Here is an 18,361-nt window from a genome sequence, read left to right as displayed (position 1 = left end):
TATACCTTCCTAGATTAACCTCAAAAATTCAACCCATTAACCTAAAGAGTGGTGCCAAAAGATGACAGTGCTAACAATATCAGCGTTGGAGAATATGATTTTAAAAGAGTTATATGCCCATGCAAAAGAATATAAAATTGCTTATTACAGCAAGTTGACGAAAAGGGAACTTATTTTTGCTATATTGAAATCGAGGGCGGAACAGGAAGGCTTCTTCTTCATGGAAGGTGTTCTTGAAATTATTCAATCCGAGGGCTACGGCTTCCTTCGTCCAATCAACTACTCACCAAGTTCGGAAGATATTTATATATCCGCTTCACAAATCCGACGTTTCGATCTTCGAAACGGTGATAAAGTAAGTGGGAAAGTTCGGCCGCCAAAAGAATCGGAACGCTATTACGGTCTTCTACAAGTGGAAGCTGTCAATGGAGAAGATCCAGAAGTAGCACGTGAACGCGTGCATTTCCCAGCACTAACACCTCTTTATCCAGACCGTCATATCAAACTTGAAACGGATCCATTAAAGCTATCGACACGTATTATGGATCTTATCTCGCCGGTTGGTTTCGGTCAGCGTGGACTCATTGCCGCTCCGCCAAAAGCAGGAAAAACACTGTTGTTGAAGGAAATTGCGAATTCAATTACAATGAATCATCCTGACGCGGAACTGATTGTCCTTCTGATTGATGAAAGACCAGAAGAAGTGACTGATATCGAACGCTCCGTTAAGGCTGATGTCGTCAGCTCAACATTCGATGAGTTACCAGAAAACCACGTCAAAGTGGCGGAACTTGTATTAGAACGGGCGATGCGACTTGTAGAGCATAAGCGGGATGTTATCATTCTTATGGATTCCATCACACGGCTTGCGCGCGCGTATAACCTTGTTATTCCATCAAGTGGACGCACACTGTCAGGTGGTATCGATCCAGCTGCATTCCATCGTCCAAAACGATTTTTCGGGGCAGCACGTAATCTTGAAGAAGGCGGTAGCTTGACCATTCTTGCGACGGCTTTGATCGACACAGGTTCACGCATGGATGAAGTCATCTATGAAGAATTCAAAGGGACAGGCAATATGGAATTGCATCTTGACCGCAATCTTGCGGAACGACGGATCTTCCCAGCGCTCGACATACGCCGCTCAGGTACACGGAAAGAAGAATTGCTTATTCCAGCTGACCAGCTTGAAAAGCTATGGGCGATTCGTAAAACATTTTCCGATTCGCATGACTTTACAGAACGTTTCATGAAGAAATTGCGTCTCACAAAAACAAATGAAGAGTTCTTCGATAAATTAAATGACGAAATGAAAGCCCACCGTAATGGTAAAGGGTTGCTATAATCAAAAGCCCATGGTGACTGCTTTGCCTAAGTAAACTAAGCGAAGGCGCCTTACAAGGGGGAGCCGAAGCCCTAAGATTGGCGGCGAAGCTGCTTGACTTAGGGCGGGAGGCATCCCCGAGCGCCGTAGCGAATTTAGTGGAATTCTTTAGTACAGCATATGTCGTAGCAAATAAAATAGTTGCATCTACAAAAAAAACTTGTTATAATATTTTAGGTAACTTAAATAATATCTGCGTGCATATACGGTTGACGAATACGGACCGTGTAAGGCATCAGTCTTATAATACAACTCTGTTCCAGATGGTTCAGGGCGAAAGGAGAGAGATTGATGAAAGCAGCAATTCACCCAGCTTATAAAGTAGCAACTGTTACTTGTTCATGTGGTAACACATTTGAAACAGGTTCTGTAAGAGAGGACATCCGAATTGAAGTTTGTTCGGAATGCCACCCATTCTACACTGGACGCCAGAAATTTGCTCAAGCGGACGGACGTGTCGACCGCTTCAACAAAAAATATGGTCTCAAAGAAGAAGGCCGCGAAGAAGAAGGCCAAGAGTAAGATTTTCACAATACCCGTCAGGTGCACATGCGCCGGGCGGGTATTTCTTTTTGGAGAAAAATGTGACTAACACATTTAGGTCTGAAATAAAAGACGTTAAATGCAACTGATTTTAGGGTATGATAGATAATCTAATGATATGAAAATAAATAATTATATAGAGGCAACTGGAAGGAGATTCACCATGTACGTAACAATGCAAGGCGGTTGGATTGAGGTCATTTGCGGTAGTATGTTTTCAGGGAAATCCGAGGAATTGATTCGACGAATAAGAAGATCGCAGTTCGCTAAACAAAAAATTGCGGTATTCAAACCGGAAATCGATGATCGTTTTAGCGAAGAAGCCGTCGTCAGCCATAATGGGACAACTGTTATCGCGAATCCGATTGCTAGCTCAAACCATATTGAGCAGTTTGTCACCGAAGATTATGACGTAATCGCAATCGATGAAGCTCAATTCTTCGACGAAGGTATCGTCGACGTCGTGATGGAATTGGCCAATCGTGGATTCCGAGTAATCGTTGCTGGACTTGACCAGGATTTCCGAGGCGAACCATTCGGGCCGATGCCACGTCTAATGGCTGTGGCTGAACACGTTACCAAATTACAGGCTGTCTGCACAGTGTGTGGCTCGCCCTCTAGCCGAACGCAGCGCCTCATTAACGGCACGCCTGCGGGCTATGATGATCCCATTATTCTAGTCGGCGCTTCAGAAGCGTACGAACCAAGATGTCGCAAGCACCACGAAGTACCAAAAGGCGTAACAGCTACAGCAACTGTAAAAGGATAACAGCAATCAAGCCCGTCCGGCAGAAGAGGGCGGGTTTTTTAGTGTGAAAGGGTTCGGGTGTTGGTGTTTCTTTGGAGTGTTGTCTAGTTTTTCTGTAACGTTACGAATTTCGAACGAAGCATTGCTTACTTTCACCGAAACGTTGCGAACCTATCGAAACGTTGTTAAGTTCCGTAAGAACGTTGCCAACTTCGTGCGAAACGTTTCTTACTTCCGCTACGACGTTGTCTACATTCACCAAAACGTTGCGAACTTCACGCACAACGTCAGCATCAGTGAAATAATTGTATTTACCAAGAGATTTCCCGTACAATAAACGTACAAAACAGTCCTGAAAATGAGGTGTCCACAATGTTTGAAAGGTTACAAGCAGTAGAAGACCGATATGATCATTTGAATGAAATGCTCAGTGATCCCGCGGTAGTAAGTGACATGACGAAACTCCGGGAGTACTCGATAGAACAATCCGGCTTACAGGAAAAAGTTGAAGTCTATCGTGACTATAAACATGCAAAAGCTGAACTTAAAAGCGCTAAAGAAATGTTGAACGAATCTCTCGACGATGAAATGAAAGAACTTGTCAAAATGGAAGTTTCCGAACTGGAAGACCAAATCGAATCATTCGAAGGGAAGTTAAAGTTATTGCTCGTGCCAAAAGATCCGAATGATAACAAGAACGTTATTATGGAAATCCGGGGCGCAGCAGGTGGCGATGAAGCAGCATTATTTGCCGGTAGCTTATTCCGCATGTACAGCCGTTTCGCGGAAATGAACCACTGGAAAGTCGAAGTGTTGGATTCGTCTCCGACAGAACTCGGTGGCTTTAAAGAAATTATTTTCTTGATTAATGGAACGGGTGCTTATTCAAAATTGAAATATGAAAACGGAGCGCACCGTGTACAGCGGGTTCCGGAAACTGAATCCGGTGGGCGTACACATACATCGACAGCAACTGTCGCATGCCTTCCTGAAGCAGAAGAAGTTGAAATTGTTATTCATGAAAAAGATATTCGGACGGATACATTTGCATCATCCGGTCCTGGAGGTCAGTCGGTCAACACAACGATGTCCGCCGTTCGATTGACGCATCTTCCAACTGGCATCACGGTGTCGATTCAAGATGAGAAATCGCAAATCAAAAATAAAGAAAAAGCGATGAAAGTATTACGGGCACGCGTTTCTGATAAATTCACACGTGAAATCCAAGATGAGTACGATGAAAAAAGGAAATCAGCAGTCGGTACAGGCGACCGTTCTGAGCGGATTCGCACATACAACTTCCCACAAAATCGGGTAACTGATCACCGTATCGGCCTGACGATCCAGAAACTTGATCAGATTATTGAAGGTAAACTCGATGAAGTTATCGACGCACTTATTATGGAAGAACAGGCATATCGTCTAGAAAGTTTGGATCGCAATGACTGAAAAAATCTATGAAGCTCTTCAGCGGGCTTCTTCTTTATTGGAACAACAAGGCATTGAACCACATTCTGCACAGCTCCTTATGGAATTTGTCACACAAAAGTCTAGGGCTTCTTTATTTGCAGATGTACAGGAACAACTTACAGGCGAACAACACAAGGACTTTTGGGATAAAACCGACGAACTGCTCGAAGGAAGACCCGTACAATATGTAATTGGTGAAGAAGGTTTCTACGGCTACACCTTCAAAGTGGATGAAAATGTTCTTATCCCGCGTCCAGAAACAGAAGAGCTCGTTTACGGCGCGCTTGAACGAAGCCAGAAACTCTTCGCCACTAAAAAAATTACCGTTGCAGATATCGGAACAGGTAGCGGTGCAATCGCAGTTTCATTCAAAAAAGAATGGTCCGAAGCTCTCGTTACTGCAACGGACATCAGTGAAGGTGCGCTTGCAATCGCGAAGCATAACGCAAAAGCAAATGACGCCGACGTGACTTTCCTGCAAGGCGATCTTACTGAACCGATTGCGAAGGACAAATGGGATGTCGTGTTATCCAACCCGCCCTATATCGCACATGATGAAGCGACTTTAATGTCAGGTACAGTACTCGATCACGAACCGCATAATGCATTATTTGCGGATGAAGATGGACTTTACTTTTATCGAAAACTTGCTGAAACATTGCCGCCACTTATGAACAAGCCCTCCCTCGTCGCAGTCGAAATCGGTTACCTTCAGGGACCAGATGTGCATAAGTTATTCACAGAGGCATTTCCGGAGGCTTTAGTTGAAATAGTAAAAGATATTAACGGCAAAGATCGAATGATATTTTGCGAGACTCGTGAATAAATCCCCCTTACTCTGGCAACAATGCAGAGTAGGAGGGGATAAAGATGTTAACAGACTACGAGATTATCAGAAAGAAAACTATAGTTCAAAAATTGGTGCCTTATATTGAATTTATTATCCTGCTTATCATTATTCAGGCCTTCATAGCGGTATTCTTAACGGCGACGGAAGAGGATGATGCTATCCGTTTCAGATTGCTTGCCCATTCAGATACGCCCGCAGATCAGCAGATTAAAATAGGGATTCAACGTGAAATTCAGCCGCTAATCGAAAACGCAGTTAATAAGTCATATTCGAAACGAGAGCTTGGGGATAACTTGGCGGCGCTCGAAAGCGAAATCCTTGAAATTGCTAACGCCATGTCAAACGGTGCTACTATTTCACTTGAACGAAAAGAAGCATTATTTCCACCGAAGCGGTCGGGTCTATTTATTAGCCCACAAGCAACATATGATGCCTATATTTTGACAATTGGTAGTGGACGTGGGGATAACTGGTGGTGTGCAATGTTCCCGAAAATCTGTTTCCCGGATAAGAAAGAGGAAGAAGAGGAAAAAGTCACTTTTTTCGTCTGGGAGTGGATAAAAGGGCTATTCGCATAAAGTTACCAACAAATTTTGTGGATAAAGTGATTAAAATGTGTATAAGTGGGGGATTAGCTCATGGAAACAAAAGTTTTTTCAGTGGATAACTTTATGGATAACGAAAGAAACTATAAACAGGCTGTGGATATTTTAAAAAGTGGGGGTGTCGTCGCGTTTCCTACGGAGACAGTATACGGTTTAGGCGCACTTGCAACTGATGAGTTAGCGGTACAAAAAATATTCGAAGCAAAAGGCAGACCTTCCGACAACCCACTCATCGTACATATTGGTAATAAAGGACAAGTCTTCAATTATGCGACGGATATTTCCGCAGATGCAGAAAAGCTGATGGATACGTTTTGGCCTGGTCCATTGACGCTTGTCTTTCACAAAATACCAGGCGTCATCGCCCCGAACGTAACACCCGGCGTTGAGACCGTGGGCGTACGAATGCCGGATCATCCGGTTGCATTAGGACTTCTACGCGCACTCGGTGAACCGCTTGCAGCACCGAGTGCTAATCAAAGCGGTAAACCGAGCCCAACTGAAGCGGCTCATGTACATAAAGATCTTGATGGGCTCATTCCACTCATTCTTGACGGGGGACAAACTGGTGTTGGCGTGGAGTCAACCGTATTGGATATGACGACCATTCCGCCCACTATTTTACGGCCAGGGGGGACAACGCAAGAAATGATTGAGAGCATCGTTGGTCCTGTAAATTCTGAAACAAAGTCGCCTGGTGAACAAGCACCACGTTCCCCAGGTATGAAGTATTTGCACTATGCACCGGAAGCTCCTCTTTATGTCATTAATTACGACGTGGATAAAATTTATGCAGCTATTGATAAGCTTCATGCTGAAGGCAAGAAGGTCGCGCTGATTGGGCCAGATGAATTGGGCGTTTCAGGCGCTGATTGGTACTTTGCAATTGGTGTGGCAGGTAATAATGAAGCAATGGCGACAAATTTATACGGAGCGCTCCGTAAGTGTGATTTGACGGAAGCGGATCTTATTCTAGCTGTTGAAACGGACTTGGCTGGAGTTGGCGCCGCTGTCATGAACAGATTAATGAAAGCGGCCGAAGGAAAACACTTTATGAACTGAAGCTAATACGAATGACCTCCTCAAATGCCGCATAAGATGAACCGATGCGGTATTCGGGGAGGTTTTATTTTGGCGGAATTATTTGCGGCTGGCATTACGACCTTAGATGTTTTAGTCATTTATTCATTCCTGCAAGTAAATAAAGGGAAACTTACGTTAGCGCTTTGGACGTCATTTCTTAATATGGCTTTCCCGTTCCTTGGATTCGTTACTGGGGAGTTATCCGCACATATATTTACAGTGTGGAGCAGTATATTATCAGGCGTAATGCTTGGGTTGATAGGTATACATATGTTGTTACAAAGTGATACACCGAGCTCTTCATCGAAACAAGTTTCTCCTTTTATCATTGCATTCGCCGTAAGTATCGACGCTTTTTCAGTGAGTGTTTCATTTGGTATGCTCCAAATGGATAAAGTTCTATTTATCGTGGCATCGGGAGCGTTTACTTTTATTTTTTCCTGTGCAGCGCTCTTATTAAAAGGACGTCTTGGCCTTAAAAATGGGAAAGCACTAAGACTAATTGCAGGATTCGCGTTAATAATAATAGGAGTATTGTCATGTTTTCGTTGAAATTTGATGTTTCTTTATTCGCAAAACTCGGCTATTCTAAAGAGAGAGGGTGAAAATAATGAATATATATTTGATTTGCACCGGAAACACGTGTAGAAGCCCGATGGCAGAGGCAATTCTTCGTTCCAGAGGGATTGAGAATGTGTCAGTTCGTTCAGCGGGTGTTCACGCACAAGATGGCTGGCCGATTTCTCTGAACGCGAAAACGCTTATCGAAGAAGCGGACATGCTTTACACGCCCGTTTCAAGAGCTGTTTCAAGTGAGGATTTGAAGTGGGCTGATGTTGTTTTAACAATGACAGAAGGGCACAAAGCAAATCTCATTTACTCTCACCCAGAAGTAAAATACAAAACATTTACACTAAAAGGATTTGTGAAACCGGATTCAACTGGCGATGTGTATGACCCGTACGGAGGCGATATCGATACATATCGGCATGTGTTCAATGAGTTGTCGGGAATTATCGATGTGCTTGAACAGAAATTGATGGAGGAATCGTGATGAGAGAAAAAAGGGGAAAAAAGTTTGGATTAAAGAGAAAGCTTATTCTATTTATAACAATACTTGCGATTGTCACTTACACAACGAGTGCCTTATTTATTAATGTCGTACAACCACAATTTTTTCCGAAATTTGAACCGTTCTGGTTTGCAGTGATGACATATGGAATGGGAATATTTTGGTCGGGCGTGTTAGCGGCACTCTTCAGTACGATTTTAACGAAACCATTACAAAATCTTGAGAAAGCGGCTAACAAAGTCGCAGATGGTGAAATCGGAACGGATATTGTACTGCCGAACTCGTCTGATGAAATCCGCTCAGTGGCGGAAGCGTTTCAGCATATGGTCCTTAATTTGCGTACGATAGTAGGGCAAATTGAGACGAATTATGAAAAGACGGCCACTACAGTTGATAGCTTATCTGCTGAAACCGGAGCCGCTGCGAGACAGGCGGATGCAGTAGCATCTACGATCAAGGAAATAGCCTCGGGTGCAGAGGAATCGGCGATCGCCATCCAAGAAACAGCGGAAGCGATTGAAGATGTTCGGTTATTGGCTGTTGAAGTGAGCAACAGGGCTGAAGATTCATCTGAACGCTCAAAAGAGATGCTTGAGGAACTTGTACGAACGACAGAGGTATTCCGTATGCTTGTCGATGGCATCCGAAATATGTCTTCACAAAGTGAACTATCACTTGGCACAATTAGGCAACTGGATCATAATGCACAAAAAATCGGTGAAATCGTCCAGCTTGTCGGTAACATTGCGGCACAGACAAATTTATTGGCGCTGAACGCATCCATCGAGGCGGCGCGTGCAGGTGAACATGGTAAAGGATTTGCGGTAGTTGCAGAAGAAGTGCGTGTACTCGCCGATGAAAGCGCCAAAGCAGTACAGGGGATTTCTAATCTTGTAGTAACTATTCAAACCGATGTTACAAAAGTTGTGAAGGAAATGGAAGAACAAGTGAAGACGGCGGCGACCGAAGCAGACCGTGCCAATGAAACGAGTGAAAATGTCGAAGCAATGGCGTCTAAAGTGAACGGCATGGCAGATTCCGTCGTAGAAATCACGAAATTTGTCGAACTTCAGCTGACAAATATAGAGACAACCGCACGCCAATCACAGGAAGTCGCAGCAATTGCGGAACAAACATCCGCTGGTGCGCTTGAAGTCGGAGCGGCAACAGAGGAACAAGTTCAATCCATTGAACAGGCAGATGCGATGGCGAGTGAACTGAAGAGCCAATCCGAAGATCTATATAATGTCATTAGCCAGTTCGACATAACGAAAAGCGGGAGCAGCCGTTAAGACGCGACAGGCATAAGGCGGAAAGGATGGCAGTCTAAGGTCGCGACGTCCAGTCGCATTATGGGGGATGAAGTTCAATCCCTCCCCACTGAATCCTGTAGGTTAAGGAGCTAGACAATAAGAAAATTCGATTTACAGCCCAATTTTCATTAGGGCTGTGTTTTTTTTGCCGAAAAATGATAGAATGAGTTGTGAGTATATTATGAAAAGAGGGATCCTGTGAAAATCGCGATTTCTTCAGACCATGGCGGAAACAATCTTCGTCAGGAAATTATCAAGTTATTAGCAGAGTTAGGATTGGAATTTGTAGATCTTGGTCCGGATTCGAATGAGGCAGTTGACTTTCCGGACTATGCGACACCCGTCGCAAATGGAGTAGCATCGGGAGATTTCGACCGAGGTATTCTTATTTGCGGAACAGGGATTGGCATGTCTATTGCAGCAAATAAAGTAAAAGGTATCCGCTGTGCGCTTGTTCATGACGTCTTCAGTGCGAAAGCCACAAGGCAGCATAACGACTCAAACATCCTTGCGATGGGAGAACGTGTCATCGGACCAGGTCATGCAAGGGAAGTAGTTGCAGCTTGGTTAAACACGCAATTCGAAGGCGGACGCCATGAACGCCGCATCGGCAAGCTCATGGAACTGGAAAACTAATATGAAAAGCGGAAGCGGCCTGTTTTAATGCGACAGGCATAAGACGTGCCTGCGAAGCGGCGTACTTTGCCGCACAGCGGGAACGACTTATGACCCGAGCATTTGGCCGCTGAAGCTAGACACTAAGAAAAGCGGAAGGCGCCGTTTAGACGCGACAGGCATAAGACGGACCGACGAAGTGGCGCTTTTTGCCACGTAGCCGGGCTGGCTTATGACCCTAGCGTCTGCAGCTAGACACTAACTAAATTTAAAGGAAGGCAGTCTAAGTTCGCGACATCGTGTCGCAACGACTGCATGGCCCACTTCGTGTGGGCCCAAGCGCCTGATTAGCCCCGAAAAGCGCTGGAAGTCTTGACGACAAAGGCGTCCTTTGCCTTTTCGGCAAGACTGAAGCGACCCGAGGGGCTAGGCGCTGGAACTAGACACCATAAGAAGGCAGGTGGTATAAAGTGGACGCTTTGAATTTATGGAAGCTTCAACTCGAGCAGCTTTTAGCGGAAATGGCTGAACAGACAGACCTTATACCGGGCACAATTTTCGTCATCGGCTGCTCGACCTCTGAAATTGCCGGTAAACGAATCGGCACTGGAGGGGCGCTTGAAATTGGAAAAGCGCTATACGACCCCTTAAAAGACTTTGCCAAAAAACATAAACTATTTCTTGCATTCCAAGGATGTGAACATATTAACAGGGCGCTGACAATTGAACGTCACGCGGCTGAAAAGTTCATGCTAGAGCCAGTCTCAGTCATTCCAATGATAGATGCGGGTGGTTCAATGTCGGCCTACGCCTATCAGCATATGAATGACCCTGTAGTTGTAGAGGAAATTCGCGCAAGTGCAGGCATCGATATTGGACAAACATTAATCGGTATGCATTTGAAACGGGTTGCTGTCCCTTTACGCACATCAATTGGGCAAATCGGCAATGCAGTTGTCACGGTCGCAACAACCAGACCGAAGTTAATAGGTGGAATTAGAGCAACATATTTAGAATAGCGGAAGCGGCCCGCATAGACGCGACAGGCGCAAGACGGAAAAGGAACGCAGCCTAATATCGCCACTTCCTGTGGCAACAAAGAGGGATGCAGTTCAATCCCTCTCCGCTGCATGACCCACTTCATGTGGGCCTCCGAGCGTCTGGCCGCTGTAGACTGGACAAAAAAATAGATGATGAAGGGGAATGAGAATATGGAATTGAACAAATTGGGCAACGTACAACGTGAAGATGAGGCAGTATACGAAGCGATTATGGCGGAGAAAAAGCGTCAACAGTCAAATATTGAACTAATTGCATCTGAAAACTTCGTAACAGAAGCGGTTATGGAAGCACAAGGTTCTTATTTAACGAACAAATACGCTGAGGGCTACCCTGGCAAACGCTATTATGGCGGTTGCGAACATGTCGACGTCGTTGAAAATATTGCACGTGACCGAGTGAAAGAAATCTTCGGCGCGGAATATGCAAACGTTCAGCCGCACTCTGGTGCACAAGCAAATATGGCTGTTTATTTTGCAGTACTTGAGCCTGGAGATACAGTTCTTGGTATGAATCTTTCGCACGGCGGTCACTTGACACACGGAAGCCCAGTTAACTTCTCAGGTAAATTGTATAACTTTGTTGATTACGGAGTGAGCAAGGAAGATGAGCTAATTGACTACGAAGATGTCCGTCAAAAAGCGCTTGAGCATAAGCCGAAAATGATCGTAGCGGGTGCGAGTGCCTATCCACGTGAAATTGATTTTGCTAAGTTCCGTGAAATTGCGGATGAAGTGGGCGCGTACCTATTCGTCGACATGGCGCATATCGCAGGGCTTGTAGCAGTCGGCGAACATCAAAATCCAGTTCCGCATGCACACTTCGTCACTTCGACAACGCATAAAACATTACGCGGACCTCGTGGTGGACTTATTCTTTCTACAGAGGAATTTGGTCGTAAACTTGACAAGTCAATCTTCCCAGGAGTTCAAGGTGGACCATTGATGCACGTTATTGCTGCAAAAGCGGTGGCATTTGGCGAAGCACAGAAACCGGAATTCAAAACGTATATCCAACAAGTGAAGAGCAATGCGAAAGCATTGGCTGAAGCGCTAATAGCTGAAGGTGTAGACATCGTATCAGGCGGAACAGATAACCATTTGGTTTTGCTTAACCTGCGTTCACTTGAAATCACGGGTAAAATTGCAGAGCACGCACTAGATGAAGTCGGCATCACTACGAACAAAAACACGATTCCATATGACACTGAAAGCCCGTTTGTTACTTCGGGAGTACGACTTGGAACACCAGCTGTTACAACACGTGGTTTCAAGGAAGAAGAAATGCGAGAAATCGCATCGATCATGGCGAAGGTTCTGAAAAATCATGAAGACGAAGCTGTGAAAAAAGAAGCTCAGCAACGTGTTACCGCATTGACGGACAAATTTCCGCTATATGCATAATATCTAAAGAAATAAGCCGCTATCAATATGGATGGCGGCTTATTTTTTCTTTCACTTGAAGGGGGGTTGAATGATGGGTAATCCTAGAAAAACACAGACTGAAAAAGCTGAAAAAGCAATATTGTTTAATTGGCTTCAACGTTTTGGAAGTCGTTTTCGAACAGGTTTCATTTTGACGGATCCATCTGTTTCAGACGATCCAGTTGTTTTTATCAATGAAGCATTTACAGAAATTACGGGCTACCCGTCCGAAGAAGTAATTGGGCAAAATTTGCGATTCATGCAAGGCGAAGAAACCGACATGGAGCTTATTGAGGAAATTAATAAGAAACTTCGCAAGGGAATGCCTGCGAATGCCGAGATTCTTCATTATAAAAAAGACGGTACTCCATTTTGGAATGAGCTTGTCATCCAGCCGCTCGTCGACGAAAAAGGGGAAGTTTTATTTACCTCTTCTTTCATTTTAGATGTGACTGAACGGAAAAAAGACGAATCCCTACTTCGATTACAAGAGGAGATTTTTTTAGGGATAAATACGGGAGCAGAACTCTCTGATTTATTACAAAAGATAGGAACCGTTGTCGAATCTTTCTTTCCAAAAGGGTCTGTATGTTCGATTCTTTTCAAAGAGCAAAATGATGGGTGGTACATCGGAGCAGCGGATTCAGTACCTGATCAATTGCTTGGAGAAATATTGGATAATGAGGCACTTGAAACCAGTTATATATCAGAAGATGTGATAGTAATGGAAAATAATCAAGAGAAAGTTCTACAAGGAGAAAAACCGGTAATTGATTTCCATTCGAACTGGTCGGTTCCGACATTTGACAGTGAAGATGAAATGGACGGACTCGTAACGGTGTTCGTGAAGAAAAACGGAAATCCAACAGAAACACAAATTCAGTTTCTCAAAAAGATGGTCCCGATTGTCCAAATGACGAGAAAGCATTATACACAGCAGGCAGAGTATCGCAGGCTTGCTTTTACTGACCCGCAAACAGGATTGCCGAACCGTCATGCGTTTTTGAACCAACTTAAACATAATCTCTTAGATGGTCAAGGCCATTTTGTTGCGGTCATAGAACCAGGTGAATACGCAAAAATAGTTGACCTAAATGGAAGAAATGCAGCCGATGAATTGTTTATCCAGCTGGGCAAACGAATCGAAAAAGCAGGGAAAAGAAACTCGAACTTTATCGGGCGTTTTTCAAGTGCATCACTCGTTATAACGGGTGAAAGCGGTGAAGGGAACTACCTTTTCGAATTAGGTACGATTGTTACGGAACCGTTCATTGTGGCGGGACAGGAACTGTTTATCACACTGAAAATCGGAATTTCATTTTCCGAAGGTGACAAAAAAAGTGAAGAGGAACTGCTGCGCCGGGCGGATATAGCTATGTCAGACGCGAAAAAGAAGCCTGGCAATGCGATGTCATTTTACAGGGATCTTCAAAACGAAGAAACAATCAAAGAAATGAAGATTGTCAATGAATTATCGAAAGCACTCATTGCACAGGAAATCGATGTCTACCTTCAGCCCAAAGTCGATTTGAAAGATGGAGCAATCATTGGCTTCGAAGCGCTTGCTCGCTGGTTTTCACCGGTGCTAGGCCCAGTTCCGCCGAATCTTTTCATCCCAGCCGCTGAAAATATGGGTAAAATCATTGAACTGGAAATAATTATATTATCAAAAGTAATGGAATGGCTGCGGAAACGTCAAAAGACAGGTGAAAAGATGTATCAGGTGGCCGTCAATATTTCTGTCCACCATTTCTTTGACCGGACTTTCGTCGAGAAGTTAATAAGGCTAGCTGATAACCATGACCTTTCACCCGAGCATATTATGTTGGAAATGACGGAGAGTATCGGACTCGTTGACATACAAAAGGCGAAATCGATTTTTCATGCACTAAATGCGGCAGGCTTTGAAATATCCGTCGATGATTTTGGTGTCGGCTATTCTTCGCTCAGCTATTTGCCTCAATTACCTCTTTGCGAATTGAAGATTGATCGAAGTTTCATTAGTGAGCTTGATGAACCGGGCACGCTCGCAGTCGTCAGAACAATCATTCAACTGGCTGAAAACCTTAATTTGACAACAGTTGCAGAAGGAATCGAAGAGGAAAGACATATTGAAATTTTACGTAATCTAGGCTGTAAAGTGGGGCAGGGTTTCTACTATTATAAGCCAATGCCTTTGCAAGAAATTGAACAATTGCTTGCCGAATAGTTAGACATTAAGTAGTCGGATGTCTAGCGTACCTGAACTGGAATATATCTGTTATAATGAACAGGACATTCTAATAAAGGGGCGAATATTAATGCCGAAAATACATGTTTTTGACCATCCACTTATCCAACATAAACTTACGTACATACGTGATATCGAGACAGGAACGAAAGAATTCCGTGAGCTTGTCGATGAAGTAGCGACACTTATGGCTTACGAAATCACGCGCGAACTTCCACTTAAGGAAGTGGAAGTTCAAACGCCGGTCTGTAAAGCTAAATCGAGCGTACTTGCAGGCAAGAAACTTGGAATCGTTCCAATCTTACGTGCAGGTATTGGTATGGTAGATGGAATTCTAAAATTAATTCCAGCAGCAAAAGTAGGACATATCGGCCTGTACCGTGACCCTGAAACGTTGCAACCCATCGAATATTACGTAAAACTACCTTCCGATGTATCGGAACGTGACTTTATTCTCGTCGATCCGATGCTTGCAACGGGCGGATCTGCAATTGCAGCGGTCGAATCGTTGAAGAGCCGCGGTGCGAAAAACATTAAGTTCATGTGTCTAATTGCTGCTCCAGAAGGTGTGAAAGCATTGACAGATGCACATCCTGATGTGGATATTTATATCGCTGCGATGGATGAGAAATTGGATGAAAAAGGCTATATCGTACCAGGACTTGGTGATGCTGGCGACCGTCTATTCGGAACAAAATGATTTGGAAGGCGTGAAGATATTGACAAAGAAATGGAAAGTGATGACGATTTTCGGTACAAGGCCGGAAGCTATTAAAATGGCTCCACTTGTGTTGGAATTGCAAAAGCATTCGGACGACATCGAATCGATTGTGACGGTTACAGCGCAACATCGTGAAATGCTGGACCAAGTGCTTCACACATTCGGTATCACACCAGATTTTGATCTTAATATCATGAAAGATCGGCAAACACTTGTTGATGTTGCAACACGCGGACTCGAAGGGCTTGACCGTATCATGAAAGAAGCGCAACCCGATATCGTACTGGTCCACGGAGATACGTCGACAACTTTCATCGGTGGACTTGCAGCGTTTTACAACCGAGTTTCGGTTGGACATGTTGAAGCAGGGCTTCGTACGTGGGATAAATATTCACCGTACCCGGAAGAAATGAATAGGCAGCTAACAGGTGTCATTGCTGATCTTCATTTTTCACCGACAGAACAATCGGCTAACAATTTGATAGCCGAAGGAAAATCGAAAGATCGCATCTATATCACCGGAAATACTGCGATTGATGCGCTTCAAACGACAGTGCGTGAAGAGTACTCACACCCTGTTCTCGATAAAATCGGAACGGACAGGCTTATATTACTAACTGCACATCGTCGTGAAAACCTTGGCGAACCAATGCGCAACATGTTCCGTGCTATAAACCGGTTACTTGTGAAACATGATGATATCCAAGTTATCTATCCTGTTCACATGAATCCGGCAGTGCGCGAAGTAGCTGATGAACTTCTTGGAGGCAACAACCGTATTCATCTGATCGAACCGCTTGAAGTTGTTGACTTCCACAATTTTGCAGCACGATCACACATTATCTTGACGGACTCAGGTGGTATCCAAGAAGAAGCGCCTTCACTTGGCAAACCGGTTATCGTCTTGCGCGATACAACCGAACGCCCGGAAGGTATCAAAGCGGGGACATTAAAACTGGCCGGTACGGATGAAGAAACAATCTTCACATTGACGGATGAACTTTTAACCAATGAAGCAGAATACAGCAGAATGGCAAAAGCGTCCAATCCATATGGTGACGGACACGCTTCTGAACGAATCGTTGAAGCGTTGAAAGAGTACTTATCTTCTATAGAATAACAAGTAGCACGACGACCGGATAAATCCGGTCGTATTTTTTTGGAATAGGGTCATGGAATTTCAAAAAAATAGGGAAAGTCCTAATGGAAAACCCAAAACCATTAATATTCATCGAACAACCTTCCAATTTTGTCGAATGTTTGACAATGTGAAGTCTTTGTGAAAAATTTCACTGTAATCAATTGACATCAAAATATGCCTATTGTATGCTTACAAAGGGTAAGAATGATAGGGTTTTCATATATGAAACGGCGACATAATGTGAATGTTAAGGCTGTGTTAGCATCCTATCGTTTTTTGACGGATGTGCAGAGGCTTAAATAGCATCATGCATTTGATTAAACGCAGCATCTGCCGAATTGCCTTCCATTCGACAATACTCGCACAACTTACAGGTTCCATCCTTTTCAGAGTCTTGCCAAGAATAGTGTAAGCGGCCTGCTTAGACTGGACAAATAACTGGCTGGACAGCGAAACGGGACCACCCCGCTTTTTCTTGTGATTTGCTTGCTACTAAGCCTTATCTCAATCGAAGTTGCAAGGCTCCATACAATTTGGAAATACGAATCAGGAGAATCACCTACATGCAAACATTGCAAGAAATTCATAGAAAGCAAAAGAAGGCTCTCTTTTTTTTGCTCGCATTGTTCGTTCTAGGGTGGGCATTAACTGATTTGAAGCCGATTTTCGCAGGATTAATTCTCGGATCTCTGTTCGGATTGTATAATTTTTGGATTCTTGTCCGTAGAATGGAGAGATTCGACAAGATTTTTACGGAGGGTAAGAAAAGAGCATCACTTGGAACGCTGATGCGTTTCGCATCCGGTGTGGCTGCGGCGGCAGTCGCGATTTCGCTGCCGGAACATTTTAACCTGGTTAGTTCGGTTATCGGGCTTATGATTCCTTACATCCTGCTATTGGCTGATGGGATTATATTCCGTACAAAAAACCATTAAAGCTTTTTCGAAGAAAAGAGCTTACATCGATTTTTGCTTTTTCGAAGAAATGAGCTAACATCGAACTTTTCTGTTTCTCAGAAAATGCTTAAACCGATTGTGAAAGGGAGGTGAACGAAACGTGACCCACGAAAATCCGACGAGAGTGTGGCTCGGATTGACATTTAACTTGTCAAACGTCCTTATGCTTTTCATCACGTGCCTGATTGTATTCCTTATCGCATTCATTGCAACACGTAAAATGCAACTGAAACCTACGGGTATGCAGAACTTTATGGAATGGATCATGGATTTCGTAAAAGGTATTATTAAGAACAATATGGACTGGAAAACAGGCGGGCGCTTCCATGTACTTGGAATAACGCTATTAATGTTTGTTTTCGTAGCCAACGTAATCGGACTTCCATTCTCTATTCAAGTGAATCACGTGCTGTGGTGGAAATCACCAACGGCAGATCCAACAGTCACATTGACACTTGCTGCAATGGTCGTTGTTTTATCGCATTACTACGGTATCAAATTATTGGGCCTCAAAGAATATGGGAAAGGTTATTTAAAACCAATGCCATTTATGGCCCCATTGAAAGTAATTGAGGAGTTTGCAAACACGCTGACACTTGGTCTGCGTCTTTACGGTAACATCTATGCAGGTGAGGTCCTACTTGGTCTTCTTGCAACACTTGGAGCAGGAAGTGTCTACGGCTTTGTCGGCGCCCTGGTTCCAGCACTCGCTTGGCAAGGGTTCTCGATCTTTATCGGAGCAATCCAGGCATTCATCTTTGTTATGTTATCGATGGTCTATATGGCGCATAAAGTCAAAACAGACCATTAAACATATACTGCCCGTTTAACGGGTGAACAAACAAAAAAACTCGAAAATATTAGGAGGAAATTATACTATGGGTTTATTAGCAGCTGCAATCGCAATCGGTCTTGGTGCACTTGGTGCAGGTATCGGTAACGGTCTTATCGTTTCAAAAACAGTTGAAGGGATCGCTCGTCAACCAGAAGCACGTGGCGTTCTTCAATCAACAATGTTCATCGGTGTTGCACTAGTTGAGGCGATTCCTATTATCGCAGTAGTAGTAGCGTTCATCGTTATGAACAAATAATAATTACCAACAGTAACAAAATGGCGAAGAGCGCACTACAAAGTCCTTCGCCATTC

General features: G+C 44.0%; 19 protein-coding genes. All 19 read left to right on the top strand.

The window, feature by feature from the left end:
- The first annotated feature begins 61 nt into the window (after nucleotides 1–61).
- Entirely contained in the window at nucleotides 62–1,345 is a 1,284-nt protein-coding gene (rho, locus tag MKX62_RS04685; RefSeq protein ID WP_067213165.1) for a transcription termination factor Rho, read from the top strand.
- 330 nt (nucleotides 1,346–1,675) lie between these two features.
- The gene (gene rpmE, locus MKX62_RS04680; RefSeq protein WP_187045926.1) at nucleotides 1,676–1,906 is read left to right on the top strand and encodes a 50S ribosomal protein L31; all 231 of its coding nucleotides are present in this window, start codon (nucleotides 1,676–1,678) and stop codon (nucleotides 1,904–1,906) included.
- Nucleotides 1,907–2,090: 184 nt separating this feature from the next.
- Entirely contained in the window at nucleotides 2,091–2,696 is a 606-nt protein-coding gene (locus tag MKX62_RS04675) for a thymidine kinase (protein WP_187045925.1), read from the top strand.
- Between the two features lie 351 nt (nucleotides 2,697–3,047).
- Entirely contained in the window at nucleotides 3,048–4,124 is a 1,077-nt protein-coding gene (gene prfA / locus MKX62_RS04670) for a peptide chain release factor 1 (RefSeq protein WP_067213157.1), read from the top strand.
- The gene (prmC, locus tag MKX62_RS04665) at nucleotides 4,117–4,971 is read left to right on the top strand and encodes a peptide chain release factor N(5)-glutamine methyltransferase (RefSeq protein WP_340740895.1); all 855 of its coding nucleotides are present in this window, start codon (nucleotides 4,117–4,119) and stop codon (nucleotides 4,969–4,971) included. Before prfA ends, prmC begins: the two co-directional genes overlap by 8 nt.
- A gap of 44 nt (nucleotides 4,972–5,015) precedes the next feature.
- Nucleotides 5,016–5,573 (top strand): stage II sporulation protein R, encoded by a 558-nt coding sequence (locus tag MKX62_RS04660; RefSeq protein WP_187045922.1) that lies wholly within the window; start codon nucleotides 5,016–5,018, stop codon nucleotides 5,571–5,573.
- A 60-nt stretch (nucleotides 5,574–5,633) separates the two neighbouring features.
- Entirely contained in the window at nucleotides 5,634–6,662 is a 1,029-nt protein-coding gene (locus MKX62_RS04655) for an L-threonylcarbamoyladenylate synthase (RefSeq protein ID WP_340740894.1), read from the top strand.
- Nucleotides 6,663–6,731: 69 nt separating this feature from the next.
- Complete coding sequence (locus tag MKX62_RS04650; protein ID WP_338654949.1) at nucleotides 6,732–7,235, top strand: manganese efflux pump MntP; 504 nt, start codon at nucleotides 6,732–6,734, stop codon at nucleotides 7,233–7,235.
- A 58-nt stretch (nucleotides 7,236–7,293) separates the two neighbouring features.
- On the top strand, nucleotides 7,294–7,737 hold the full coding sequence (locus MKX62_RS04645) for a low molecular weight protein arginine phosphatase (protein WP_187045919.1): 444 nt from the start codon (nucleotides 7,294–7,296) through the stop codon (nucleotides 7,735–7,737).
- Nucleotides 7,737–9,047, top strand: a complete 1,311-nt coding sequence (locus MKX62_RS04640; protein ID WP_187045918.1) for a methyl-accepting chemotaxis protein — start codon at nucleotides 7,737–7,739, stop codon at nucleotides 9,045–9,047. The genes MKX62_RS04645 and MKX62_RS04640 overlap by 1 nt, the downstream gene beginning before the upstream one ends.
- A gap of 219 nt (nucleotides 9,048–9,266) precedes the next feature.
- Nucleotides 9,267–9,704 (top strand): ribose 5-phosphate isomerase B, encoded by a 438-nt coding sequence (gene rpiB / locus MKX62_RS04635; RefSeq protein ID WP_067213140.1) that lies wholly within the window; start codon nucleotides 9,267–9,269, stop codon nucleotides 9,702–9,704.
- 449 nt (nucleotides 9,705–10,153) lie between these two features.
- Complete coding sequence (locus MKX62_RS04630) at nucleotides 10,154–10,702, top strand: TIGR01440 family protein (RefSeq protein ID WP_067213137.1); 549 nt, start codon at nucleotides 10,154–10,156, stop codon at nucleotides 10,700–10,702.
- A 192-nt stretch (nucleotides 10,703–10,894) separates the two neighbouring features.
- Nucleotides 10,895–12,145 carry a serine hydroxymethyltransferase gene (gene glyA, locus MKX62_RS04625; RefSeq protein WP_304627092.1) on the top strand — a complete coding sequence of 417 codons (1,251 nt, stop codon included), beginning with the start codon at nucleotides 10,895–10,897 and terminating at the stop codon, nucleotides 12,143–12,145.
- A gap of 73 nt (nucleotides 12,146–12,218) precedes the next feature.
- Nucleotides 12,219–14,375 (top strand): putative bifunctional diguanylate cyclase/phosphodiesterase, encoded by a 2,157-nt coding sequence (locus tag MKX62_RS04620; protein WP_340740893.1) that lies wholly within the window; start codon nucleotides 12,219–12,221, stop codon nucleotides 14,373–14,375.
- Between the two features lie 91 nt (nucleotides 14,376–14,466).
- Complete coding sequence (gene upp / locus MKX62_RS04615; RefSeq protein WP_067213129.1) at nucleotides 14,467–15,096, top strand: uracil phosphoribosyltransferase; 630 nt, start codon at nucleotides 14,467–14,469, stop codon at nucleotides 15,094–15,096.
- 19 nt (nucleotides 15,097–15,115) lie between these two features.
- Nucleotides 15,116–16,237 (top strand): non-hydrolyzing UDP-N-acetylglucosamine 2-epimerase, encoded by a 1,122-nt coding sequence (wecB, locus tag MKX62_RS04610; protein WP_067214075.1) that lies wholly within the window; start codon nucleotides 15,116–15,118, stop codon nucleotides 16,235–16,237.
- Between the two features lie 584 nt (nucleotides 16,238–16,821).
- The gene (locus MKX62_RS04605) at nucleotides 16,822–17,193 is read left to right on the top strand and encodes an ATP synthase subunit I (protein ID WP_067213126.1); all 372 of its coding nucleotides are present in this window, start codon (nucleotides 16,822–16,824) and stop codon (nucleotides 17,191–17,193) included.
- A 121-nt stretch (nucleotides 17,194–17,314) separates the two neighbouring features.
- Nucleotides 17,315–18,025, top strand: a complete 711-nt coding sequence (gene atpB / locus MKX62_RS04600; protein ID WP_067213124.1) for a F0F1 ATP synthase subunit A — start codon at nucleotides 17,315–17,317, stop codon at nucleotides 18,023–18,025.
- A gap of 67 nt (nucleotides 18,026–18,092) precedes the next feature.
- Nucleotides 18,093–18,305 (top strand): F0F1 ATP synthase subunit C, encoded by a 213-nt coding sequence (gene atpE / locus MKX62_RS04595; protein WP_067213121.1) that lies wholly within the window; start codon nucleotides 18,093–18,095, stop codon nucleotides 18,303–18,305.
- The last annotated feature ends 56 nt before the right edge of the window (nucleotides 18,306–18,361 follow it).

This window comes from Sporosarcina sp. FSL K6-5500, from assembly GCF_038005665.1.
Lineage (GTDB): Bacteria > Bacillota > Bacilli > Bacillales_A > Planococcaceae > Sporosarcina > Sporosarcina psychrophila.
This window is presented reverse-complemented; position numbering and strand designations above follow the sequence as displayed.